We start from the raw sequence: 21,841 nt of genomic DNA, 5'->3' as shown, positions 1-21,841 counted from the left end.
TCGCCGACGGTTGACCGGGGAGCGATCGGTGCCATACTCGCCGGACCGCCCGCCCCGAATGGAAGGACTCCGTCGATGCTCCCGATGTTCGTTCTCACTTTGGCTTTGGCCCCGGGCGTTGACGTTTTCGGCGGTGCCCGGTCCGATCCGCTCGGGCCGAAGGCTTACCCGCCGGTGTACGTGCCGGTCGAGTCTCCATTCGGCTACCTGTACCGACCCGCCTTCGACCTTCACGCCGTTCCGCGGCCGCCTGCGGTTCCGTATACCCCGAAGGCCGGTGATGTTCTACTTCTCAGCGACCCCGACCCATTGTTCGACGTCCTGTACGTGTTCGCCAAGAGCGGCAAGCCGGGCCATTGTGCGATCGTCGTGACGATGCCGGACGGCCGCCCCGGGATGCTCGAGGCGGGCTTCAGTTTCACCCCGTGGACACGCCTCACACCGCTAGATTACGCCATCAGTCTGTACGCGGGGAACGTGTGGGTGCGGCCGCGAGAGGTTCCACTGACGCCGGACGAAGACCGGCGGCTGACCGAGTTCGCAATGCAGGCGAACGGAGGGGCGTACAACAAGAAGCGGTTCGCCAACCAACTCACACTGTTCCGGTCCCGGAACCCGATCGTCACGCGGTTCGCCGGGAAGCCGGTCGGCCCCGGGAAGACGTACACCTGCGTGCAAATCGTGGTGGAGGCGATGGTCTATGCGGGACTGATCGACGCGAAGACGGCTCGCCCCGCGGCGACCTACGCGCAAGATTTGTTCTACGACCGATCGCGGAACCCGTACATCGACCGGCACCCGCCGATGGCCGGGCGGGGTTGGGGGGCACCCCAACTGTGGACGCCGATTCCGGGGGCGGCCCTCCGCGGGCGAGACCGACCGCAGCCCCCGGCCCCGTGGCCCGGTGAGGGTGGCGCGTTCGTCGTCGTCCCGACCCCGAACGGCGGTTCCCTTCCCCCAACGCCCACGATCGTCGGGTCGACCCCCGGCGATCCCTCCGCGATGCCCGCGGTCGTATCCTCGAAGCAGCGAATCGGATTCTTCGACCGACCCGACCGGCTGTTCCGCCTCCGCCGCTAACGGCCCACCTGTCGGTCGGGAGCGTAGAGGATGAAGACTTGAAACGCCAGCCGCTCGAATGATCCCGAGTGGACTCGATACCTATTGCGCAACATGCTTATTTATTCGGCACTTACGACAATCCACCATTTCTTGCGGTGCAAATTCCGGTGCAATTGATGAATTGGCAACCTTTGTGGCCGCACTCACGGTAGAGGAGCGAAAGCGGCTGAAGAAGCTACTCGGCAAATAGGCACGAGGAAGAAGAACGGGGCATCCCCGTTTCCTTGCCGAGTCTTCACCATGCGCGACTTCGACCTCCTTCACCTCGCCGGGAAACTGTACGCGCAACCGTGGGCCATCGTCCCAGAGAAGTTTCGTGAGTTGGTCGCGGTATTCGAGGCGCGCCGGGCCGGCGGCGAGTCCGTGACGAAGAGCGATGCCGAGGCCGTGGCCCGCGTCCAACAAGAGATTCGCCGGGAGCGGGCCACGATCATCAGGGCCAAGCTCCGCAACGTGGCCGGCATGACGGTCGATCAGGTCGGCAAGGTGGCCATCCTGCCGATGTTCGGCACGATCACGCAACGGCCTTCCCTGTTCAGTCAGTACAGCGGTGGCACCTCGGCGGAACAGTTCGTCCACGCCCACAGCCAACTCTTGGCCGATGACGGCGTCAAATCGATCATCTGGGACATCGACAGCCCCGGCGGCAGCGTGGCCGGCGTGCCCGAAGCCGCGGGCCAACTGCTCGCCATGCGCGGGCAGAAGCGGACGGTGGCGTTCTCGAACACCGTCATGGCGTCGGCGGCGTACTGGCTCGGCTCGGCGGCCGACGAGATCGTTTCCGCGCCGTCCGCGATTACGGGTAGCATCGGCGTCGTGGCTGTTCACCAAGATCGTAGCCAAGCGAACGACAAGGTCGGCGTGAGCGTCAACTACGTCCACGCGGGCAAGTACAAGGTCGAAGGGAATCCCGATCAGCCATTGGGCGGCGAAGCGCGGGCGGCCATTCAGCAGACCATCGACGACTACTACGGGCAATTCGTGCGGGACGTGGCGAAGGCCCGGAAGACGACGACGGCGGCCGTGCGGAGCGGCTACGGGGAAGGGCGGGTACTCACGGCCGAGCGGGCGCGGTCGGCGAAGCTCGTGGACCGCGTCGAGTCGCTGTCGGCCCTGATCGGGCGAATTGTTTCGTACTCTACAAATTCGGGCGGGATGGCTGCCGCCATCCGACGGCAGCGCCAGGTTGAGGCCGAGTTGGTGTAACGGGGCCGTGAGGAATGTTGACGCCGCTCGCAGGCTTGGGGTATTCCCCGGGCATCTGCGAGCGGCGTCGGTGGTTTGGCGGGCTGACTTTGCCCACTCCCATCATAGCCCCGCCGATGTCGTGTTCGTGTCCGTCCGGTGCGCACTTCGTGAACCTTCGCCGAAAATCGCGACCTTCAACAACATCTCGCAGCGGTCGGAGCCGGGGAGACGCGGGCCGTTCGTGACCCGTCCCGCGCCCCCGGCTCCTTCTGTAACCCGCTGCTCACCTTCGCGGTGAATCGATCACATCCACGGACCAACCGAATGACCGCTGCTGCCCTCCAAGCCCTCGTTGACCAACGCGCCCGCCTCGTTGCCCAAGCCGGACACCTCGTGGACCGCGCCCGCGCCGCGAGCCGCGACATGAACGCCGAAGAGCGGCAAAACTTCGAGCGGATGCACGACGAGGCGGCGAACCTGAAGGCCCAGATCGACGCGGCCTCGGCGTCCCGCGGGCGGGCCGGCCAAGCCGGGAGCGCGGCCGCCATCGCGTCGGCCGAGTTCGCCCGTCGCGCCGGCTTGGGCGATGAGCGGCTGAGCAGCATCCGGGCAACGGAGGACTACAGCCGGGCGTTCGGCGATTACGTGCAATCCGGCCGGGTGAGTGCCGACCTTCAGGCCGACCAATCGGACAAGGGTGGGTACATGGTGCCCACCGAGTACGCCAACGAAATCGCCAAAAGCCTGGACAACACGTTCTGGTTCCGGCAACTGGCGAACGTGCTGCCGCGGACGACGGCCGACTCGTTGCAGTTGCCCCGCCGCACGGCCCGGATGCGGCGGTTCGCCTGGGGTGCGGAACTGACCACGCCGACGAAGGACACGCAACTCGCCTTCGGCCAGATGACCCTCACGCCGGGTTGGATGTGCGGCGAGATCGACGTGAGTAACACGCTGTTCACGTCCGGCGTGGTGGACGTCGAGGAGTTCGTGCAGGCCGAAATCACCTACGCGGCCAGCGAGACGGAGGAGATGGCGTTCATGACCGGCGACGGCATCCGCAAGCCGCTCGGCGTGTTCACCCCGCACGCGGACGGCGTCCCGGCCAGCCGCGACAAGGTCGGCACCATCTCCACCGACGACCTGTACGAGGCGAAGTTCAGCCTCCGCGAACCGTACTTGCGGAGCGATCGTCTGGCGTGGCTGGCCTCCCGCCCGTTCGTGCGAGACGTGGCCAAGCTGAAGGACAGCAACAACAACCCGCTGTGGGTGGTGAGCGTGCGGGCCGGCGAGCCGGACAAGCTGCTCGGCGTGCCGCTGACGATGAGCGAGTACGCACCGGCCGGCAGCGGCACCGACGGGGCGTGGGCGAGCGGGGACTACGCGGCGTGCATCGGCGACTTCAAGAACTACGATGTCCTCGACGGCCTCGACATGAGCGTGCAGCGGCTCAACGAACTGGAAGCCCGCCGGAACATGGTCGTGTTCATCGTTCGCCGCAAGGTGGCCGGGTGTGCCCGGCACGGCGAGGCTTTCGCCCGGCTCAAGATCGCGTAACGCCCTCCATCGCGGCGGGTCGGCCAACGCCGGCCCGCCGTTCCCTTCCACCTCCCTTCCCATACCGAGAATTCCCACCATGGCGACGAACAGCACCCCGGCGAAGGCGATCCCGGACCTGACCACCGACCCGGGTTACGCGAAGGCGATGAAGCGGCGCGACGAGATCGATGGTAAGCTCCTCGAAGTGCGGTTGAGTCAGCGGCTGTTGCGGGCCGAGTTCAGCAAGCTCGATGCGGCCTCGACGGGCGGCCCCGGCCTGTCCGATCTGGACCGCAAGGTGTCCGCCTTCCTGGCCGACGAGACGACCGATGCCGACGCCATCGACACGCGGCAGACGCTGGCCGATGATCTGGCCGAGGTGGAGGAGCGGATCGCGTTTCTGGAAGCCGCCCTCCGCAAGCATGACCAGACGACCGTGGCCCCGGCCAAGGGCGCGGCCCAACGGAAGTTCGCGCCGGTCGTGTTCGAACAACTGTGGAAGCCGGCCATGCGGAAGGTCGTCGCGCAGATCGTCGGGTTCCACCGAGAGTTCGCCGAGGTGTTGAAGTTGGCCGAGCCAATCAGCCAGGCTGGATTGTGGGTTCCCCCGTTGTCGCACCCGATCGACCATTCGCGGGCGTCGATTAACGAGCACATCGAGATGGCCGCCAACACTCTTCGGCGGGCCATCGAACAAGGGTACTTCACGACGGCCGAGGCGCGGACACTGCTACCCGGGGTGAAGTTCTAAGCGATCGGTGCGGTGGACGGCGGGCGAGCGGGCCGGGGAGCAATCCCCGGCCCGTTTCGTTTGGCGGCGACCGCGAACCGCAAAAACGGATGGACAGTTCCCCAACCCTGCTGGTGATCGACCCATGCCGAAAAGTGACTTCTTCGCCGCCGCGACCGTGAGCGAGACCGCTGAGGTGAAACTGCCTAACGGCACCGTGGCCAAGGTCCGCGGCCTGACCGGGGCCGAGTGGGACGCTTACGAACGCGCCTGCACCTCCGAAGGCCCGGACGGCAAGTCCGTGTTCAAGAACGACCGCGCCCGCCTCGTGCAGTTCGGCACCCTCGACGAGAGTGGCGCGCCCCTGTTCGACGAGGGCGACTTGCCGAAGCTCCGCACGATGTCGGCCCGGTTCATCCGCCCGCTGTTCGACAAGATCGCGGCGCTGTCCGGCGTCGGGGCCGACGCGGGAAACGGCTAAGGCGGCAGCCCCGGTCCCGGCTGTGGTACACCCTCAGCCGGGAACTCGGCGTCCCGGTCCGCACGCTCAAGCGGCAGGTGTCGGAGCAGGAGTTCCGGGAGTACGCCGCGCACTTGGCGTTCGAGCCGCCGGCGGGCGAGCGGGTCGAGTGGTGGCTGTCGCAAATCCTCGCCGTCCTCGTGAACACGAACCGGGCTAAGGGCAAGGAACCCGTGAAGCCGGCGGACCTGATCCCCGACCGGTGGGCCTTGCCGGAGTCGCGGGCCGAGAAGCTGAAGAAGTTCAAGAACCAACTGATCGGGCTGGCCGCGTTCGGCGGTAAGGCCAAGTAGTTCTCGGCGGCCCGCTCCATCACGAGCGGGCCGCGTTCGTTTATCCCTACCCTTCGCGTAAAGGTGAATCCCAATGGCCAGTTCGAACAGCGTCGGTACCCTCTCGGTGGCCGTCACCGGCAACGTCAGCCCGCTCGAAAAGGAATTCGCCCGCGGGCAGAAGATCATCTCCGCGTTCGACCGGGCGGCGAGTTCCAAGGGGTCGGCGTTCGACAAGCTCGGCAGCGGGGCCGCGTCGTTCGGCAAGCTCATCGCGTCGTCGACCATCGGCAACCTGCTGTCCGGGAACATCACCGGCGGGCTGAGTTCACTCCAAGAGATGGTCACGAGCACGATCGACCTGGCCGCCGAGTTCCAGAGCGCGAACACGTCGTTCGGCGCGCTCCTGGGCGACATGGCGAAGGGCCGCGGGACCGTCCGCGACTTGCAGAAACTGGCCATCGAAACGCCGTTCTCGTCCCGCGACTTGCTCGAGAACGGCAAGATGCTGCTCGGCATGGGGGCGCGGGCCGACCAACTCGTGCCCATCCTCAGCCGCCTCGGCGACGTGGCCATGGGGGACGCGGAGAAGCTCGGCCGGCTGGCCTTGCAGTTCGGCCAGGTGAAGAGCAAGACGCAATTCTCCAAGCAGGAGTTCAACATCTTCGCCGAGGCCGGGGCGGACGTGGAGAAGTTCGCCGACGCGTTCGGGGCGGTCGGCCCGGACAAGATGCAGACGCTGTTCAAGGGCATGGAAGAGGGCAAGGTCGGGTTCGACGTGCTGGCCAAGGGGATCAACGCCATGACGAATCAGGGCGGCCGGTTCTTTCAGCAGATGGCCATGGCGAGCAAGGACTTCAAGGGCCAGTTCAACGCCCTGTTGGAGGGCGTGGACAACCTCAAGATCGGCCTCGGTATGGCGTTCATTGAGGGGTTCAAGCCGGGCCAACTGTTCGAGGAACTGAGCGCCTCCGTCGGCAGCATCGACGAGATTCAGGCGAAGATTCAGCCGCTGATGGAGAAGGCCCGGTACTTCTTCGACCTGGCCCGCGGGGCGGCGACGGCGTTCGCGTCGGTCATGTTCAGCGACGTCAAGCCGGCGTTCCAGGCGCTGTTCGACGGCGCGCCGACGTGGGACCAGTTCAAGAAGAACGCCGTGGCCGCGACGGAGGCGACCATTCGTGGGCTCGGCGCGATGATGGACGGCATCCGCGGGTTCCGGTACGACTTCGCCGACATGCTCGAAGAGATGGGCACCGCGGCCGTGCAGATGGCGCGGGAGTTCAAGGCCGCCGGGCAGTTGCTCCCCGGATCGCTCGGCAAGGCGTTCACGGCCGCCGGCGGCGTGCTGGAGGCGAACGGCAATGGGGCCGGCCTGCTGGCCAAACAAATCCGGCCGGGGCTGGCCCGGGACTACGACAGCGGTGAGGCCATGATCGGCAAGTTCCGGACGTTCTTGAAGGAACTGGACGCGCCGAAGCCGGAAGGCCAGTTGCCCGGGGCCAGGGGCGAGATCGACGCGGGCGGCGGGCCGGCGAAGAAGATGGGCGACGAGGCGGCCAAGTTCTTGAAGGCGGCCCTCGAAAGTTCGCCGACGAAGTTGCAGGAGTTCAACCGCATGGGCCGGGCGGCGCAAGAGGCGGCCCGGTTCCAGCCGGCGCTCTCGGATCAGATTTTCGGCAAGCTGGCGATGGAGTTCCTGAACCTCGGGAAGGAGTTCGAGAACACCATGAAGGTGGAACTGCCGCAAGCGATGCAGGCCGGCAGCAAGGAAGCCGAGAGCGTCATCACGCACGCCATCATGGGCGGCCAGCACGAGTCGGCACAGGAGCGGCTCGAAGGCGTCATGCGGCAAGCCCGCGACCTGAACGAGAAGCAAGTCACCGAGCTACAGAAGGTCGTCGAGCAGTTGAAGAGGATGGCGTTCGAGACGGTCGCGCCGTAACCGCGTGACTTCGCGCCGGCGGCCGCGGGTGGTAGGGTGACGACGGCCGCCGGGCGTGGCAATTCCCGATGAAGATCAAGGCGCGTGGGTCGTAGCGACGGACTTGTGATCCCCGTCGTCGAGGGCGACGAAGGTCAACACCTGACCCGGGCCGGGATAGTCAGCCCAAAAGCACGGGATGTCAAACTTACCCCACTTGTCCACGGGCACTGTTCGGATACCCCGTTGGATGTTGCCATCGGAGTTCGCCCGTATGGTGCACGACCCGTTGTGCGTGAACCCTTCTCCGCTGACGTGGAAGTACGACCCCGTCTGCGTTCTAGGATTCCCGCCCCCGTCGGTCGTGCATACGCCCTGCCCCGCGTAGGCAATGTACACCGCCTTCTGGACCGTGTTCGACGCCCAAAGCGGATGGGTGCCGCTTGCGTCGTAAATCACCAGGTTGCCGTCGTTTTGAATGACCAGAAACGCACCCGGGTGGCCTGCGGTATTCGACGCCCAATGGGCGCCGTTGAGAACGAGATTACCGTCGGCCCCCTGCATGGCCAGGTTGGTGGCAGCCCCGTTCGGCGTGTTGGTAGCCCAGAGCGCGGGGCCACCTGTCCGGTACAAGACCACGTTGTGGTCCGAAGCCTGAAAGTTGAGCGTGTATCGCCCGTCTTGTGAGACGATGGATTGGCCCGGAAGCAGGTAGCCGCCAGCGTTGATTCGGTCGGACATCTGTCGCCCTTTGTAGAGTGGAATGAGTGTCACGGCGTGCGTCAAAGCAGATTCAGAATCGCGGCGGATACGAGATTCCTCTCCACATCATAAGAACCTGACATCCGGCGATCAGGTTGGAACTTAGAAGTTCGACAAGGCGTGTGGTGTGTAGCTAACGCGATCACTGTCTCTGCCGCGTGTTGGGCAGCGAGAGTGACCGTCTCTCATCGTCCGCCCCAATAGCCGACGGCCAATAGGCCCGTCCCCATATGTAGCGCAGAATGAGAGGACGATAGGTCGATCGTCCGAGGGTGGGGGCGGGTCGAATCGCTGGGGCGGGTCGCGTGTAGACCGATGGGTCAGCCGCACAAAAACTCGGGGGAGTTTTGAGAATTTTTGGAGGGGGGGGGTCTGCCGGGTTCTCGGCCGCCGGCCCCGATTTGCACTAACGATTGCCCCTCACGGAGCCTCCCACATGTGCCAAGCCGTGGACGCCTGCCCGACGACCCCGAGCCAAGCCGAGCGGCTGGAGATGCTCCAAAGAGCCGAGCCGTTCATCAAGAGCTGCGTGCGGAAGGCCATGCCACGGCAGGCCGACGACCTTTGCCAGGACGCCCGGCTGAAGGTGTGGGAGTGCACCGAGAAGTTCGACCCGGCCCGGGGTGTCAAGTGGACGACCTACGTCGTTGGCATCACTAAGCGGATCGTTCTGAAGGCCCTCAGCACGGCGAAGAGCAGCCCGGTCGGCGAAGCGTGGGGCGGCGACCAAAGCGGCGACGATCGGACCGTTGAGGACTTGGCGGAAGACATTCCGAAAGAGGACACTGACCCGTTCTTCGAGCCAGAGCCGGATGAGGAGTTAGGGGACGACGTTCATCGGGCCGTTCGGGCCGTGGCTGCCGAGCCGCTGTTGGCGTGCCTGTCCCCGCTCGCCCGGTCCGTCGTCGAGCCGATCATCCTTGAAGGAGTGAACCCGGCGCAAGTCGCCGACCGGATCGACCGGAGCGATAAGGACACCAAGCTGATGATCCGCAACGCCGTCAGTTCGATCGCGAAGCGGTTCGATGAGGCGAACAAGGCAGTCGGCGGAAAGCCCCGGGCGCTGGGCTACTGCCCGATCAAGCGGGAGCAGTTCGAATCGCTGGCGATCGCCGCCTTGACCGAGGGCGGGCCGGACATGCGGCGGATCGCGAAGCGGTTCGGCGTCAGCGTTTCAGCGATGAGCAAATGGCCGGCCTTCCGCGCCGCTTACGACCGCATGAAGCCGAACGCCCGCCGAACGCCCGCCGAATTGGAGCAACAGGCCCTCGCCCTGCTCGCCGAGATCGGGCCGAGCCTAATCCGGATCGCAACCCGTCTGAGGCGCGCGGAGACAACGCTTAAAAAATTCCCGGAGTTCATGGCCGCCTACGGTCAGGCGAAGGCCCAGGCCGATCGAGTCTGGGCCGAACGTTGCCGCCTGGCTCTGGAAGCGGTCGGGAGCGGGCAGAGTCTGGTGGAGATTGCCTCGGCCCACGACATCAGCCCCAGAACCTTGGCGAAGCTGATCGCGAAGAGAGACGCCGCGAAGGCATCGGGCGAGCGAGAGCCGGCACCGGCGGCGAAGCCTCAGCCCGCCGAACGCCCTCGCAGCGGCCACGGCTGGCACTTCGGCAAGCGGCTCGCACCGTGGACGGCGCGCACCCTCGGCCGGCGGGACCGGAAGCGGTAGGCGGGATTTTGTAGAGTACGAAACAATTCAGGGCAGGCCGACCGCGTTCCCACTCAGCCACGGTCGAGGGGGAACAACCGATCGGCTCCCATCCATGCCGAGAGGTGTTTACCATGAGCGATCTGGTGATTTGCTTCGTGGCGCTCGTGATCGCCGCTTGCGTGTGCGAGACAGCCAAGGTCATCGCAACGAGTTGGCACAAGAGCGTATGATGTACAGGGCGGCGGTTCTCTCGGATCACTACGCCCGTGGTGGCGGAGTACCGTGAATTGCCGGATTGAAATCGACTACAGACCAGCCGTGCGAGCGAATTTTTTCGATGGATGCCAGTCGAAAATCCTCATCAGGGACGGCTGTGGCAATCTTCGCCAGCTCCTGGCCTGGAGAGGTTAGACTTACCAAGCCATAATTAAGTGCAAGTTTCGGATTGTTAGTTTTCCCCGCCACGATGGCTTTCCCGAAGTAGCTCAAGTACAAGTGAACGTCCGGCTTGTCGAAATTCATCTGGACGCCGGGAAATTCCCTCTTGATCAGCCCTGCTTCTTCAACACGCCCCAAGTCTTCGAAACCAAGGCGGATTTGAGTGTATTGCAGCAAAGTGCCAGTGTCAAAAATCAAGGGAAGCAAGACCTCATCATAGGTTGCCCAAATCGTCGAGCAGAGTCTTACGAAGCGGTCTGCGTCTGCCTTACTCAGTGCCTTTACAACATTCAATGTTCTCAAAGAGAACGATCCCGGCTGCGCGACTTCGCCCGCTAGTATTCGGCTCCACACTGTATAGTGGACCCCGAAACTGAGACCGCCAGGTAAGCTACTCTGGCGGCCCTCGGAGGTGGTCCTGATGACGGCGAAGCGGAAGACCCACACGGCGGCGTTCAAAGCCCAGGTCGCTCTGGCCGCGGTGAAGGGCGACAAGACGGTCAACGAGTTGGCCGCCCACTTCGGCGTCCACCCGACCCTCATCCACGGGTGGAAGAAGCAACTCCTGGCCGGGGCCGAGGCCGTGTTCGCCGCCGGAGCGAAGGCGGTCGCCCCCGGCGACGACCAGACACCCGCGCTGTACGAGCAGATCGGCCGGCTCAAGGTCGAGCTCGACTGGGTGAAAAAAAAAGCTGCGACGTTCGGTTGACGACCTGCGGCCGCTGATCGACCCCGGGCACGCCGACCTGAGCGTCCGTCGGCAGTGCCAACTGGTCGGGCTCGGCCGGGCCACGTACTACCGGGGGCCGGCCGAGGAGTCGGCCGACAACCTGGCCCTCATGCGGCGGATCGACGAGCAGTACACGGCCTGCCCGTTCTACGGCAGCCGGCGGATCGCCCGGTGGCTGGCCCGCAACGGCCACCCGGCGAACCGCAAGCGGGTCCAGCGGTTGCTCCGGGTCATGGGCCTGGAAGCCATCCACCCGAAGCCGAAGCTGTCGGCCGGGCGGGGCCACCCGGTGTACCCGTACCTCCTCCGCGGCGTGCCGATCGACCGCGTCGGGCAGGTGTGGAGTGCCGACATTACATACCTGCCGCTGCCCGGCGGGTTCATGTACTTGGCCGCCACCATCGACTGGTACAGCCGGTACGTGGTGGCCTGGCGGTTGTCGAACACGCTCGACGGGGCGTTCTGCCGGGACATGCTGGACGAGGCGTTGGCGGCCGGCACCCCGGAGGTGTTCAACACCGATCAAGGGGTGCAGTTCACGGCCGGGGCGTGGGTCGAGCGGGTGGAGGCGGCCGGGGCGCGGGTGAGCATGGACGGCCGGGGGCGGTGCCTGGACAACGTGTTCGTCGAGCGGCTGTGGCGGACGGTGAAGTACGAGGACGTGTTCCTGCGGGGATACGAGACGGTGACCGAGTTGGAGCGGGGGTTGAAGGCGTACTTCACCTTCTACAACGAGGCCCGCTTGCACCAGTCACTGGGGTACAAGACCCCGGCCGAGGTGTACCGGGCCGGACGGTCAAAAGAGCCGGCGAAGGAGTAGCTTAAATTCGTCGGTTTTTGGTCTCGCAAATGGGGTCCACTATACTTCATCTTACCTATGGCGATATCCGCGGCGACGACGAGAAAGGCATCGAAATAGGCCGACGGATCAAGCGAGCCTTGGAGACGGCCGGCTTCACCGTGGTTTGGGACGAGGCCATCAAGACACGCCTGCTAGTAAAGGGCATCAAATGGCAGAGACGGCTATCCGAGTAACCGATCGGCGAACGAGACCCAACGAGTTGACCCGCTAAACAAGTACTTCAATCGCCATCGCCGAACGGCACTACCTGCAAGTTCGAGACACCGACATTGAGCGAGCGGTTGGGTTCAAAATGCCGACGTGTACAGCGGTGCAGAATCCGGTGCAGTCACAGGCGGAATCTAATGGAAGTGAATGGACAGATGGATATGTAGGGTCTGCGAAAACGCTTGAAAGTCGCATAGTGTCAACTAGATGTCACAACTGTACGCATGGACAAGTGATCCCGAGTGGACTCGAACCACCGATTTCCTCCGTGTCGGGGAGGCGTCATAGCCGCTAGACCACGAGATCAGAAGCAGTACCCCGGCCAGGATTCGAACCCGGAACGCCACGTTCGAAGCGTGGAATGATTATCCGTTTCACCACCAGGGCAGAACTCGTCAGCGGAAGGGGAGGGAGTTGAACCCTCACCGCCTTTGGGGCGGCCCGCGTTAGCAGTGCGGTCCGGCGAACCGTTATCCGGCTCCCTTCCGTGTCAATCAACCGAGTGGAATGGCCGGGAGTCGAACCCGAATCTCCTGCTTGCAAGGCAGGCGTCTTCCCGTTGGACGACCAACCCAAAAATCAGTGACCCGGGTGGGAGTCGAACCCACAAACGCCAGGCTCTCGACCTGACCGCTATTCCAGTTCGCGTACCGAGTCGAAAAATCAGTTGCGGACCTTGGACTCGAACCAAGCGTCCAGGCTTATGAGACCCGGCCGAGCACCCGCCCGCCCGCAAGTTGCAGACCTGGGAGTTGAACCCAGCCATCGGGCTTATGAGACCCAACCGAGCGCCGGCCCGTCTGCAATTCAGTAGTGACGGTGGGACTCAAAGGCGATTTTGAGAACGCCTTGCCCACCAACGACTTGCGCCAATCGACCGTTTTGAGTGGTGCAGAATGCGGTGCAGTTGACCCGCTTTCCGCCTTCGTCGCGTCGTTGACGCCCGATCAGCGGGAGCGGTTGTCGTCGCTACTCGCAGGAAAGGAGGCGTGATGTGGGAAGAGGTTCGCGGGCGAGACATGTCGCGAGTGATTTTTCTTGTTCAGTAATCGCTTACGATTCTCAAGTGACAATTTGTCCGAGGCCGCACACATTTTGAGAGGATCTCGGGGGACTGGTTAAATTATTGGCCGTCGCAAATGTCCCATTTTCTCTTGCGCCATGGTCCGCCACCTGCCAACATGATGGTGGGTACAGCCGTATACGCCACGGAGCAGCAATTTCTAAGGTTGACAGTCTCAGGGAAATTCGGTCTACCCTCTGCCCCCGGTGATCCAGGGTCATGGACGACGCTACGGTCCCAGGTGGGTGATTATGGATGAAACCAACAGAATCAAATTCAGATGGGTTGCGGGGAAACTGATCACCGAGAAAGATTTGGCAGATTGCTCCTCGCTATTCTCCAGTCATTACGGACTGTACGACTTGTACGCGCCCGACCCGTCAAAGCGAGGGCAGCGGGTCCGGATGGCACCAAGCAGACAAAAGTTGCTCCTGAACGTCGCCGGGGCGTGGGCAGCGATGGCACACTTGGACGAGGAACTCGTCGCGTATGCGTTCCTCGTCCGGGGCCAAACAAGCGGTGGTACTTTGTCTTGGGTTACTCAACTGGTAGTCCATACGGAACACCAAAAGCAAGGGATCGCTAGTCGACTCCTCCACGCGGCATGGGGTTTATCAGACGAATTTGGGTGGGGGTTGGTGACGGCGAGCCCATACGCCGTCCGGGCGCTGGAAAACGCCACACGCAGACGATGTGACCCCGGAGTAATCCGTGAAAATCAGGAAGAGTTAGGCAAGTTCGCCGAAAGATTTGTGAACTACGTCAAGGACACCGCTTTTGTAGTTGATGAAGGTCGTTGCGAAGTCAATACAGAATTTTTTGTAGATCATTCTGAGGTTCTCTCGATGGTGGCCAATGCCAGCAAAGCAAATGCTTGGACACTCGGCCCGCTTGATCCCGGTCACGAATGGCTGGCGTTCGTTTTCCAACCTCAAGACCCACGGGAACTGACTGTAGCGGAGTTCGATCGCTTGGTGGCCGATCAAGATAGTACCGGGATTGTGAGAGAAGCTTATGCTCGAATGACGCTCGATGGCTCGCATAAGTGGAATAAAGGGACGGTTGATGAAGTGGATTTTTCGCAACTAAACCTTGATATTCCGGTCGGTGGAAGGGTACTTGATATCGGTTGCGGCCTCGGCCGTCACACTATTGAACTCGCGAAACGAGGTTATTCAGTAGTTGGAGTCGATTTTGTTGAACGATTCATTCATACAGCTCAAGAAAACGCCGCTGCGTCTGGTGTGGAGGACAAGGCGACATTCCTAAAAGCGGACGCTCGCGACCTGCATTTAGGCGAAGAATTTGATGCCGTGGTTTGCCTCTATGACGTGATCGGCAGCTTTCCGGATGATCTGGATAACCGGCGGATCGTTGAGGGAGTTTCACGTCACCTTCGACCCGGCGGCAAGGTGCTGTTGTCAGTGATGAACCGCGGATTGGTCGAAGCGGTTGCCACTCACAAAGGCGATATCCACGAAAATTTACACGTCTTCGCTGGGCTGAAACCGAGTTTGACGATGCAACAATCTGGTGAGATTTTCAACCCGGAGTACATGTTCTTTGACCCGACCACCTCGTTGGTTTATCGCAAGGAACAATTTACGCTAGGCGACGATCTCCCGTGCCAGTTGATTGTCCGTGACAGACGTTACAGTAAAAGCGATCTGGAATCGCTTTGTCGAGAATGTGGGATTGAACCAATCTGGACTCGGCATGTAAGAAGGTCGCACTGGCATGAGGATTTGCCAGCCCACGACAGCAAGGCAAAAGAACTGCTAATGCTCGGTTTCAAAAAGTAACACACTCCCCCTGCTGTTCTGCTGTGCTGTCCCCAAAATCCCCTTGTTTTTACCACTTCCGAGCCACGAGGGGGAGACAGCACAGCAACCCGACCCCTCGCGGTTACGGTCCGTTGACGACTCACGAATCCCATATCCTCTACCCGTCCGACAGTCCGACAGTCCGACGCGACCCCGGCGCTGACTCTCCAAGGGGCTTACCGTGCGACACTGCGACACTGCGACACTGTGATGAAATTCGCCGGGAATTGAACGGTTTTCGTCGGCCAAAGCCGAACAGTGTTGCAACCGTAATGCGGGCGGCGGTCCGATCATCCATTCCTTGTGAGGTGTTCGTTCGCCATGTAACGCACCCGACGCCGAGTCGTTGCGGGCGGTTCGCGGCCCCGGTACAGTGGAGCGAGTTCCCACCCCCGGAGTCGGTCGGGGGGCCGTCCCAGCATCCTGCACGGGGTACGTTGATGAAGCGGACACTGGCCCTGATCCTGGCGGGCGGGGTCCTCGCCGCCGTTTACGCCGCCCCGGTCCCGCCGGGCGGGAATAATCCGGTCCCCGACGTATCGGCCCCGGTCGCGTACAAGGACTTGATGCTCGTGCTCGTGACGGCCGACGGGGTCGCCGCCGTTGCGTTCGGGGACGTGGACGCCGACGGGGCCGAGGTGGCGTACCGGTACCGCTACCAGGCGGCCGATGGCAAGGCGACGGAAGCCGGCGAGGGCACGCTGTTCGAACGAAAGGTGAACGGGCAGTACGACCCCGCCGGGTTGAAGATCAAGGCCGGGCCGATCCGGGTGACGTGGTCGAAAGGCGGTAAGGATCGGGGGTGGGTCTACTACGCCCCGGAGGTCGTCCAGGTCCAGGTGGCGAACGCGCAGTACTTCGCGGACGGCGTCCACGACCTCGGCAACCAGAAGATCGAGTACAAAGCACTGGACTTGTCGCGGTACAAGCGGAAGTAATCCGCCCGTTGACCCGGCGCGAGGGGGCGGGTAGGGTGAGGCGACCGAGAAGCCGGCCTCGCATACCCACCGCCGACGCGAGCGAATCGATGTCCGGCGGCAGAGGAGTCGCGAATGGAAAACGTTGGCCACAATACGCGATTGCAATGGGCCGTCTTCGGCGTCCTCACGGTGGTTGACGGTGGGCTGGTGGTTAAACTGCTTCTGGGTTCGTCAGATATCGGCCTACTTCTCGTCTGCGTTGCCACTGTCACTGCGCTGTTGGTCGTTTCGGTCCGAATCTTCGACCTCGGCTCCCTGACCGTGGGTAAGGACGGGATCAAGGCGGACTTGCTGGCCGTGAAAGACAAGGTGAGCGATATTCAATCCCGCCAGGACGAGCAGCAACAATACCTCGATGCGTTCTTCAGGATATTGTCCGAGCGGTTAACTCCTCCCATGAAGTACCATCTTCGTGTCCTCGCGAGAGGCGGGGAACTGTACACGGGGCAGGACAGTCTGCGGCAAGATCTCTTGCAGTTGAAACGCTTCGGTCTGATCGAAGAGGTGCCGCCTCAGAAGATTGGAGATTTTCTCGACGGCAAGCAGGCTAACGTGGCACTGTTCGTTCGTCTCACGCCGACGGGCGAAAAATTTCTTCCGGCTCTCGACAAAATCGAGTCCCAGTAGCACGCATTCGCCCCGCGACTCGTTCACCTCGCCCCCCACCTTCAGCACCACGTCCCGCCCCATCCTCATGTCATAATGCCGCCCTCACTCCCACCGAGGGCCGACCCGATGACCGACCGTGAATTCCGAGACCAGGACGCCCGCCGTAACGCCGACGAGGCCCGCAACCAGCGGACTCGCGAAGCCCTGGCACTCCGCGAGACGATCGCCGTGGCCAAGCTCAAGGGCGACCTCGCGTGCAAGGGCCAGAAGCCGACCCCCGAGCAGATCAAGGCCGCCAAGGCGGCGGTCACGAAGGCGTGGATGGCCGAGCAGGAGAGGGCGCAGTTCGCGAAGTTGAACGAAGCGTTACGCCGCAACCGCGGCAAGTAATCCCACCCCACACCGCCGAGGATCACCCGTGGCCTATCGCAAACTGATGGAAGCTGACCGCGAGGTTCGCACGGCTAACCGGATCGCACGAAGCCGGGACATCGCCCAACGTGAGTTGAGGTACAAGTTCGCGTTGAAGGGCCAGACCCCGACTGACGCTGAGCTCCAAGCCGCCGCCGATGACGCCGAACGACGCGAACGACAGGGCGACGACGAGAAGAGGAATGACGGCGAGTGACGCGACGTACCACCCGTGACAGCACCATAAGGGGTGGGGGGGGAGGGTTTCCGAACGCGAGGCCCGGAAGGGTGATTGGCGACAGTTATGCTTCCCGCTTGGCGACAGTTACACTTCCCGCTTGAGCATCACATCGGCACTCGTCATGCCGTCGTCTCGTCGGTCCCCTTCGCTCGCCGGCTCTTGGCCTGCTCGGCCCGGTAGCTCGGCACGTTCAGCTCGACGATCACGCTGTGGTGTACTAATCGGTCGATGGCCGCCGCGGTCGTCATTGGATCCTTGAAGATCGCCTCCCAACCCGAGAACGCCAGGTTGCTCGTCAGCAGCACGCTCCCGCGCTCGTACCGCTCCGCCAACAAGGTGAACAGCACCTCCATCTCCTCCCGGCTCTGCTGCACGTAACCCAGATCGTCCACCATCAACACCGGGTAACCGCCCAACCGCTTCAACGCCTTCGGCAGCTTCAGCTCCCGCTTCGCCAGCAGCAGTTCCTGGACCAGCAGGTTGCACGTCGTGGACAGCACCTTCCGCCCCGACCGCACCAGTTCCTGCGCCACCGCGCAGAGGAGGTGCGTCTTCCCCGAACCCGGCGGCCCGAACACCAGCACGTTCTCGCGCCGGTCCACGAACCCGCCGTCCAGCAGCGCCTTCGCCTGGTGCACCACTTTCGTCGGCAGCCGCTTCGTGTCCAGAGCCGCCCAGCTCTTCTCCAGGGGTAGCTTCGACGCCCGCAGCAGCCGGCCGATCCGGTTCTCCCGGCGGTGGCTCAGTTCGGCCTCGCTCAGGCCCAGCAGGTACTGCTCGAACGTTTGCTCGTTCGCCCGGGCCGCGACGGCCGCCGCCGCGAACGTCCGACGCATCGTCGGCAGGCCCAGTTCCTTCAGGTTCCCGGTCACCGCCTCGGTCTCGTTCGTCTTCGACATGGGTCGTGCCCTCCGTGGCACTCAGGAGTTGGTCGTACACACGCAGGCCCACGGGGCCGACGGCGACGACCGGTACCGTCGGGGGGATCGACAACGCACGCATCCGATCCGACACCGCGTCGGCCGCCGGCGTCCCGTCGCCATCGAGCACGGCGCGGATCGCCGCTTCCAGTGCCGCCCCGCCGTCACGCGCCGCGGCGTGCAGGAGGCGCAGGTACTCGCGGTCCGCCCGCGCCGGCAGGTGCGACCGCAGCACGTCGTACGCGATGCGGAACGTGGTCGTCGGGAACAGTCCCGGCTGGCGCGGAGCATCAACTGCTGGTCGAGCGCCCGTTTGAGGCGATGGTGGCGCTGTTCGACGTCGCCGTTCTCGTTGCCGTGCCCGGCCTGGATCGCTTGCCCGTCGAGGCCGTAGTGGTGCAACAGCGCCCGGTGAGTCCGGGAAGCGGTGAGTTGACCGGCGACGGGAAGGGACATGGCTGAGGCTCCGTGTCAGATGGGGAATCGACTACACGGGAATTGTACCCTTTCTGGTGTACAACATCAATAGAGGTACACCATAAAATGTACAATTTTGCGAATTGCTGTGTCACCGATATAATTTAATTGGTGTACAACTAATGCGGGAGTGTCGCGGATGTTACTCAAGGACAAATTGCGAGAACTGCGGGAGGCCGCCGGCCTCACACAGGAGGCACTTTCCAGGGCGGCGGGCATATCGAGCGGAAACGTGAGGAACTACGAACAAGGGATTCGAATGCCCGGTTTCCCGATGATGGTGAAGATTGCGGCTGTGTTAGGTACGGACTGCCGCGACTTTGCGAACTGCGACGACGTAATTGCGGCTACCGCCGAGGCACCATCCCAAGTTAAGCCGGGTCGGCCGCCAAAGGCGAATGGGGCGGGGGTAACTGTGAAGAAGAAGTCGAAGAAGTGACCCGCCCCGCCCGCCGTGAAGCCGAGGCGAGGGCGACCGAGGAAGACTTGAATCGGGCGGAAAAGACACGATCAAGGTTTCACCTCGCCGCCCCGCACTTGGGACAATGGGACGAGTAATCAGACCCGCGGGGGAACCACGTCCCCCCGCACTTGAAACAAATGTTTAAGGGCCGCAGTGTACCACTCCTTCCGTTCCCGCCGATGGCCATTGCGAGCAACAGAAAAAACATGATTCCCACGACCGCGACGACAACAATCACTGTCACGTAGAGCACCCAATAGACTACTGGCCATACATAGGCAACGGAGAACCGGCCGAAGGTCTTGAGGCTCGGCAACACATATCCCCGCACGGCGTCATCGGCGACTTGCACCCCACCTTCACCCGCCCGGAGAGACTTCATACCGAACTTATGGGCTTGGTCGGGACATGTGATGATGAACCACGCAACCAACGGCAGAGAACAAAGGGCCGATAGAAGCAGCGGGCGGAAAGTCACATTCCAGGCTGCGACAAAGACGAAGAAGGGCACGCCGAGTGAGCAAAGAAGTAGGAAGATAAGTAGCGTTGATTCCAAGGCAACATGAATGGGTTTCTCTTCAACTGGATTCTCATGGTAAGTCCCCGGCACTTGCGGTATGACCACACGCCGATTGCATCGTGCGCAAGTGGCCGTTTCCCCTGCGGCAGCGTCGGGGGCTTTGAGCCTCTTGCGGCAATAGGGACAAACGAATCGAAGCATGGCAGGAGGTGGGGCAGGCGGTTCACGCTCTCCGGCAGATTGGAACAAACCGTGTTAACGCTTCAGCTTCGCCTTCAACCCCTCCCGCGCTTTCTCGAATGGTTGACCAGCCGCAAGGAAAGTCCACTTGATCCCGAAGTCGGCGAGGATGGTGTCCTTGCCTTCCTTCAGAATCGCGTCCAACTTATCCGCCGCTGTTACATCGCCCGTAGCTTTGGTCACTTTAGCCGACAATTCGCGAAGACTCTTGCCGTACATCGGGGCGGCGTTGATGTTAAACTGAAACTCTTCAAGCGGGCGGCCGGAGAGGCCGATTTTTGTTTCCCACATCTTGCGGCCCAGTTCCCACGACTCGACCGCCAGTTTCACTAAACCCTCTTCCGCCTGCAACGCCTTCGGCCACCCAATCAACTCGACCGACTCGGCCTCGCTCTTCACGTCGGCATAATGTTCCATGAATGCCCGGTACGAAGCCGGCTGCTCGGTATACGTCTGGAGTTTTGAACACTTCGCGAGCAGCGCAACAAGATGCGTTCGGACATCCTCGGGGACATCGGTTCTAGTCGTCTCCTTCGCCAGTTCTTGCCTCGCGGTTTCTGCCTCCTTCCTGGCGGCATCGACTTCGGCCCTAACCGCCTTCATGTCATCGATCGCTTTCTCGGAAGCGGCGATCAGTTGCGCCGCCTTGGCTTCGGCCTGTTCCTTCGCCCTCGCGTCGTTCTCGGAAGAAGCCTTCGCCTCGGCCGTTTCTCTAGCGTTGTTCGCCCGCCCTCGCTTGTCGCCGAACACGAACCCACCGGCCGCCCCCATCGCGATCGCAACGACGGCGACCAGGCTGAGAGCGACCCAATTCGTCCCTTGCTCCGGTTCTACCTCTTCCTCGGCCTGACGGGCTGACATGGCGGACCTCCGGACGTGTGGGGAGCGACACCGCCAGCACTTTACCGCCCCCGTCTCGCCGAGGAAAGATAATTCGTTCAGACGGGAGAGTATCCGATCCGCCCGCACTCTACCCAGTCTGCAATCGGGGCGGAAGGAAATTCGCTCGCCTGCGAACGACGACGAGACCCGAAATCGCCCGCCCTTTACCCCTTCTAATTGATGCGACCGGGTTGAGACTGTCGGGAACTGTCGCGATGCGTTTCCGTCTCAAGATAATGGCACACGGTTCGCTAAATCGAAGACTGAACAAACGCATCGCCCTCTTGCGGAACTCCCCATGACCGCCGCAGAATTTGACGCCGTGACGATCTGGTCTCTCGTGTTACGACCGCCGCGAGGCTGGGACGGGAAGACGGCCTACCTCCTCCGCGACGGCGTGATTCACTGCAACGGTGAGGCGGTGCGAGCGTACCAATTCAGCGACGGCACGCGGTTGGTCAATAACGAGGACTTGGCGCGGGCTATGAGAAACGGGTGCGTTACTTGATCGTCTCCCGGTTGCACCCGCGAACATTCGACGCGAGCCCCACATGACCGCCATTCACCGCATCAATCCCGAGATCTGGGTGGAGACGCCCAAGGGCGGCGGTCTCGCGTACTTCCTCATCGACTACGGCCCGTCGATCAACACGATCTGGGTCGTCCGGCTGGACGCGACCGGCGACGTGATCCACGTCGAGTCGTCGGAGGTCCGCATCCTCGGCAACCCGATGTGGCACATCCCCCACCCGCTCCCGTTCGACCCGCCGGAGCCCCCGTCGGCGAACGGCGGGTCGAATCCGAATCGGATCAAGGTCCACGAAGAGTGAGGGTTCGCTGGTGACGCCGGGTTGCCCACGAGTTCTTGCCCACTCGCACGGGTCAGATTGGTTGCCGGGCACGGACTGCGACGGTTAGCCCGAGACAACGTTGGGCAGGAACTTGCCGCTGACCACGACTGCGGCCGGAAGTAGATTGACCGAACCTCTTGTCGGAACCGCTGGCGGGCGTCGGCGGGGTGTAGGCGGCATTGTGACTTGAGAAATCGAATCCGTCCCGTGGTCGCGATCGTACCCGGCTCAACATCCGCCCAGACTGAACCGACTAGACCACGCGACCACGGGAACAGGACTCTGAAACCGTCTATCGCAACCCGAATGCCGGTCGGGACTAATCGTAAATCAACGACATTCTCAGTCTTTTCGGCGGCTGACCACGGGTCGAACTGTTCGGCCACAACTCATAATGGTTGCCGGTCGATCAC

Annotated in this window: 22 protein-coding genes and 5 tRNA genes; 18 read left to right on the top strand and 9 right to left on the bottom strand. The window is 62.8% G+C overall.

What is annotated here, in order from left to right:
• Positions 1–84: 84 nt before the first annotated feature.
• The 7 genes from PX52LOC_RS06055 to PX52LOC_RS06025 all read left to right on the top strand — a co-directional run bounded on the left by PX52LOC_RS06055 (position 85) and on the right by PX52LOC_RS06025 (position 7,316).
• Positions 85–1,080 (top strand): hypothetical protein, encoded by a 996-nt coding sequence (locus tag PX52LOC_RS06055; RefSeq protein WP_149109238.1) that lies wholly within the window; start codon positions 85–87, stop codon positions 1,078–1,080.
• A gap of 282 nt (positions 1,081–1,362) precedes the next feature.
• Positions 1,363–2,328 (top strand): S49 family peptidase, encoded by a 966-nt coding sequence (locus tag PX52LOC_RS06050; protein ID WP_149109237.1) that lies wholly within the window; start codon positions 1,363–1,365, stop codon positions 2,326–2,328.
• A 306-nt stretch (positions 2,329–2,634) separates the two neighbouring features.
• On the top strand, positions 2,635–3,867 hold the full coding sequence (locus PX52LOC_RS06045) for a phage major capsid protein (protein ID WP_149109236.1): 1,233 nt from the start codon (positions 2,635–2,637) through the stop codon (positions 3,865–3,867).
• A 79-nt stretch (positions 3,868–3,946) separates the two neighbouring features.
• Entirely contained in the window at positions 3,947–4,600 is a 654-nt protein-coding gene (locus PX52LOC_RS06040) for a hypothetical protein (RefSeq protein WP_149109235.1), read from the top strand.
• Between the two features lie 124 nt (positions 4,601–4,724).
• Positions 4,725–5,060, top strand: coding sequence for a hypothetical protein (locus PX52LOC_RS06035; protein WP_149109234.1), 336 nt, complete (start codon positions 4,725–4,727; stop codon positions 5,058–5,060).
• Between the two features lie 77 nt (positions 5,061–5,137).
• Positions 5,138–5,392 (top strand): phage tail assembly protein T, encoded by a 255-nt coding sequence (locus PX52LOC_RS06030; protein ID WP_149109233.1) that lies wholly within the window; start codon positions 5,138–5,140, stop codon positions 5,390–5,392.
• A 73-nt stretch (positions 5,393–5,465) separates the two neighbouring features.
• Positions 5,466–7,316 (top strand): tape measure protein, encoded by a 1,851-nt coding sequence (locus PX52LOC_RS06025; RefSeq protein WP_149109232.1) that lies wholly within the window; start codon positions 5,466–5,468, stop codon positions 7,314–7,316.
• A gap of 75 nt (positions 7,317–7,391) precedes the next feature.
• Here PX52LOC_RS06025 and PX52LOC_RS06020 read toward each other — a convergent pair whose 3' ends face one another.
• Positions 7,392–8,036: a hypothetical protein gene (locus PX52LOC_RS06020; protein WP_149109231.1), complete on the bottom strand. Its 645-nt coding sequence runs from the start codon at positions 8,034–8,036 to the stop codon at positions 7,392–7,394.
• A gap of 457 nt (positions 8,037–8,493) precedes the next feature.
• On the opposite strand from PX52LOC_RS06020, the gene PX52LOC_RS06015 reads away from it, so the two are divergent.
• Positions 8,494–9,729, top strand: coding sequence for a sigma factor (locus tag PX52LOC_RS06015; protein WP_149109230.1), 1,236 nt, complete (start codon positions 8,494–8,496; stop codon positions 9,727–9,729).
• A gap of 240 nt (positions 9,730–9,969) precedes the next feature.
• On the opposite strand, the gene PX52LOC_RS06010 is transcribed toward PX52LOC_RS06015, so the two are convergent.
• Positions 9,970–10,503, bottom strand: coding sequence for a DUF2806 domain-containing protein (locus PX52LOC_RS06010; protein ID WP_246173839.1), 534 nt, complete (start codon positions 10,501–10,503; stop codon positions 9,970–9,972).
• 64 nt (positions 10,504–10,567) lie between these two features.
• Between PX52LOC_RS06010 and PX52LOC_RS06005 the strand changes: the two genes are divergently transcribed.
• Both PX52LOC_RS06005 and PX52LOC_RS43760 read left to right on the top strand, forming a co-directional pair.
• Positions 10,568–11,699, top strand: a protein-coding gene (locus PX52LOC_RS06005) for an IS3 family transposase (RefSeq protein WP_390637529.1) whose coding sequence is annotated in 2 segments (ribosomal slippage) — positions 10,568–10,849 and positions 10,851–11,699 — 1,131 coding nt in all. Because the reading frame shifts where the segments join, the coding sequence is not laid out codon by codon here.
• Between the two features lie 29 nt (positions 11,700–11,728).
• Positions 11,729–11,914 (top strand): DUF6891 domain-containing protein, encoded by a 186-nt coding sequence (locus PX52LOC_RS43760; RefSeq protein WP_390636769.1) that lies wholly within the window; start codon positions 11,729–11,731, stop codon positions 11,912–11,914.
• Between the two features lie 267 nt (positions 11,915–12,181).
• Here PX52LOC_RS43760 and PX52LOC_RS06000 read toward each other — a convergent pair.
• From PX52LOC_RS06000 to PX52LOC_RS05980, 5 genes are all read right to left on the bottom strand, one after another.
• Positions 12,182–12,254 (bottom strand) — tRNA-Val (locus tag PX52LOC_RS06000).
• Positions 12,255–12,262: 8 nt separating this feature from the next.
• Positions 12,263–12,335: transfer RNA gene (locus tag PX52LOC_RS05995), tRNA-Arg, on the bottom strand.
• A 12-nt stretch (positions 12,336–12,347) separates the two neighbouring features.
• Positions 12,348–12,435, bottom strand: a tRNA-Ser gene (locus tag PX52LOC_RS05990).
• A 16-nt stretch (positions 12,436–12,451) separates the two neighbouring features.
• Positions 12,452–12,522, bottom strand: a tRNA-Ala gene (locus PX52LOC_RS05985).
• Positions 12,523–12,531: 9 nt separating this feature from the next.
• Positions 12,532–12,605 (bottom strand) — tRNA-Leu (locus PX52LOC_RS05980).
• A 657-nt stretch (positions 12,606–13,262) separates the two neighbouring features.
• On the opposite strand from PX52LOC_RS05980, the gene PX52LOC_RS05975 reads away from it, so the two are divergent.
• The 5 genes from PX52LOC_RS05975 (at position 13,263) to PX52LOC_RS05955 (ending at position 17,051) form a co-directional block, all read left to right on the top strand.
• Positions 13,263–14,813 (top strand): GNAT family N-acetyltransferase, encoded by a 1,551-nt coding sequence (locus tag PX52LOC_RS05975; RefSeq protein WP_149109228.1) that lies wholly within the window; start codon positions 13,263–13,265, stop codon positions 14,811–14,813.
• 461 nt (positions 14,814–15,274) lie between these two features.
• Positions 15,275–15,772: a hypothetical protein gene (locus PX52LOC_RS05970; RefSeq protein ID WP_149109227.1), complete on the top strand. Its 498-nt coding sequence runs from the start codon at positions 15,275–15,277 to the stop codon at positions 15,770–15,772.
• Positions 15,773–15,886: 114 nt separating this feature from the next.
• Positions 15,887–16,441, top strand: a complete 555-nt coding sequence (locus tag PX52LOC_RS05965) for a hypothetical protein (protein ID WP_149109226.1) — start codon at positions 15,887–15,889, stop codon at positions 16,439–16,441.
• A gap of 108 nt (positions 16,442–16,549) precedes the next feature.
• Positions 16,550–16,813, top strand: coding sequence for a hypothetical protein (locus tag PX52LOC_RS05960; RefSeq protein ID WP_149109225.1), 264 nt, complete (start codon positions 16,550–16,552; stop codon positions 16,811–16,813).
• A gap of 28 nt (positions 16,814–16,841) precedes the next feature.
• Positions 16,842–17,051, top strand: coding sequence for a hypothetical protein (locus PX52LOC_RS05955; RefSeq protein ID WP_149109224.1), 210 nt, complete (start codon positions 16,842–16,844; stop codon positions 17,049–17,051).
• A 143-nt stretch (positions 17,052–17,194) separates the two neighbouring features.
• Here the strand turns inward: PX52LOC_RS05955 and istB are convergent, their stop codons facing one another.
• Positions 17,195–17,974, bottom strand: coding sequence for an IS21-like element helper ATPase IstB (gene istB, locus PX52LOC_RS05950; protein WP_149109223.1), 780 nt, complete (start codon positions 17,972–17,974; stop codon positions 17,195–17,197).
• A gap of 637 nt (positions 17,975–18,611) precedes the next feature.
• Here istB and PX52LOC_RS05945 point away from each other — a divergent pair.
• Positions 18,612–18,911, top strand: coding sequence for a helix-turn-helix domain-containing protein (locus PX52LOC_RS05945; RefSeq protein WP_149109222.1), 300 nt, complete (start codon positions 18,612–18,614; stop codon positions 18,909–18,911).
• 799 nt (positions 18,912–19,710) lie between these two features.
• Here PX52LOC_RS05945 and PX52LOC_RS05940 read toward each other — a convergent pair.
• Positions 19,711–20,445: a hypothetical protein gene (locus PX52LOC_RS05940; protein ID WP_149109221.1), complete on the bottom strand. Its 735-nt coding sequence runs from the start codon at positions 20,443–20,445 to the stop codon at positions 19,711–19,713.
• 430 nt (positions 20,446–20,875) lie between these two features.
• Here PX52LOC_RS05940 and PX52LOC_RS05935 point away from each other — a divergent pair, with 430 nt between their 5' ends.
• Entirely contained in the window at positions 20,876–21,085 is a 210-nt protein-coding gene (locus PX52LOC_RS05935) for a hypothetical protein (protein ID WP_149109220.1), read from the top strand.
• 43 nt (positions 21,086–21,128) lie between these two features.
• Positions 21,129–21,407 (top strand): hypothetical protein, encoded by a 279-nt coding sequence (locus PX52LOC_RS05930; protein ID WP_149109219.1) that lies wholly within the window; start codon positions 21,129–21,131, stop codon positions 21,405–21,407.
• Positions 21,408–21,841: the final 434 nt, after the last annotated feature.

This window comes from Limnoglobus roseus (assembly GCF_008254045.1).
GTDB lineage: Bacteria > Planctomycetota > Planctomycetia > Gemmatales > Gemmataceae > Limnoglobus > Limnoglobus roseus.
The sequence above is the reverse complement of the archived record's forward strand: the minus strand, read 5'-3'. Positions and strand labels throughout refer to the sequence as shown.

Bases quoted from the DNA above. Each gene is read 5' to 3' on its own strand.
- PX52LOC_RS06055 (WP_149109238.1), top strand. From the start codon at position 85: ATGTTCGTTCTCACTTTGGCTTTGGCCCCGGGCGTTGACGTTTTCGGC.
- PX52LOC_RS06050 (WP_149109237.1), top strand. From the start codon at position 1,363: ATGCGCGACTTCGACCTCCTTCACCTCGCCGGGAAACTGTACGCGCAA.
- PX52LOC_RS06045 (WP_149109236.1), top strand. From the start codon at position 2,635: ATGACCGCTGCTGCCCTCCAAGCCCTCGTTGACCAACGCGCCCGCCTC.
- PX52LOC_RS06040 (WP_149109235.1), top strand. From the start codon at position 3,947: ATGGCGACGAACAGCACCCCGGCGAAGGCGATCCCGGACCTGACCACC.
- PX52LOC_RS06035 (WP_149109234.1), top strand. From the start codon at position 4,725: ATGCCGAAAAGTGACTTCTTCGCCGCCGCGACCGTGAGCGAGACCGCT.
- PX52LOC_RS06025 (WP_149109232.1), top strand. From the start codon at position 5,466: ATGGCCAGTTCGAACAGCGTCGGTACCCTCTCGGTGGCCGTCACCGGC.
- PX52LOC_RS06020 (WP_149109231.1), bottom strand. From the start codon at position 8,036: ATGTCCGACCGAATCAACGCTGGCGGCTACCTGCTTCCGGGCCAATCC.
- PX52LOC_RS06015 (WP_149109230.1), top strand. From the start codon at position 8,494: ATGTGCCAAGCCGTGGACGCCTGCCCGACGACCCCGAGCCAAGCCGAG.
- PX52LOC_RS43760 (WP_390636769.1), top strand. From the start codon at position 11,729: ATGGGGTCCACTATACTTCATCTTACCTATGGCGATATCCGCGGCGAC.
- PX52LOC_RS05975 (WP_149109228.1), top strand. From the start codon at position 13,263: ATGGATGAAACCAACAGAATCAAATTCAGATGGGTTGCGGGGAAACTG.
- PX52LOC_RS05970 (WP_149109227.1), top strand. From the start codon at position 15,275: ATGAAGCGGACACTGGCCCTGATCCTGGCGGGCGGGGTCCTCGCCGCC.
- PX52LOC_RS05965 (WP_149109226.1), top strand. From the start codon at position 15,887: ATGGAAAACGTTGGCCACAATACGCGATTGCAATGGGCCGTCTTCGGC.
- PX52LOC_RS05960 (WP_149109225.1), top strand. From the start codon at position 16,550: ATGACCGACCGTGAATTCCGAGACCAGGACGCCCGCCGTAACGCCGAC.
- istB (WP_149109223.1), bottom strand. From the start codon at position 17,974: ATGTCGAAGACGAACGAGACCGAGGCGGTGACCGGGAACCTGAAGGAA.
- PX52LOC_RS05945 (WP_149109222.1), top strand. From the start codon at position 18,612: ATGTTACTCAAGGACAAATTGCGAGAACTGCGGGAGGCCGCCGGCCTC.
- PX52LOC_RS05935 (WP_149109220.1), top strand. From the start codon at position 20,876: ATGACCGCCGCAGAATTTGACGCCGTGACGATCTGGTCTCTCGTGTTA.
- PX52LOC_RS05930 (WP_149109219.1), top strand. From the start codon at position 21,129: ATGACCGCCATTCACCGCATCAATCCCGAGATCTGGGTGGAGACGCCC.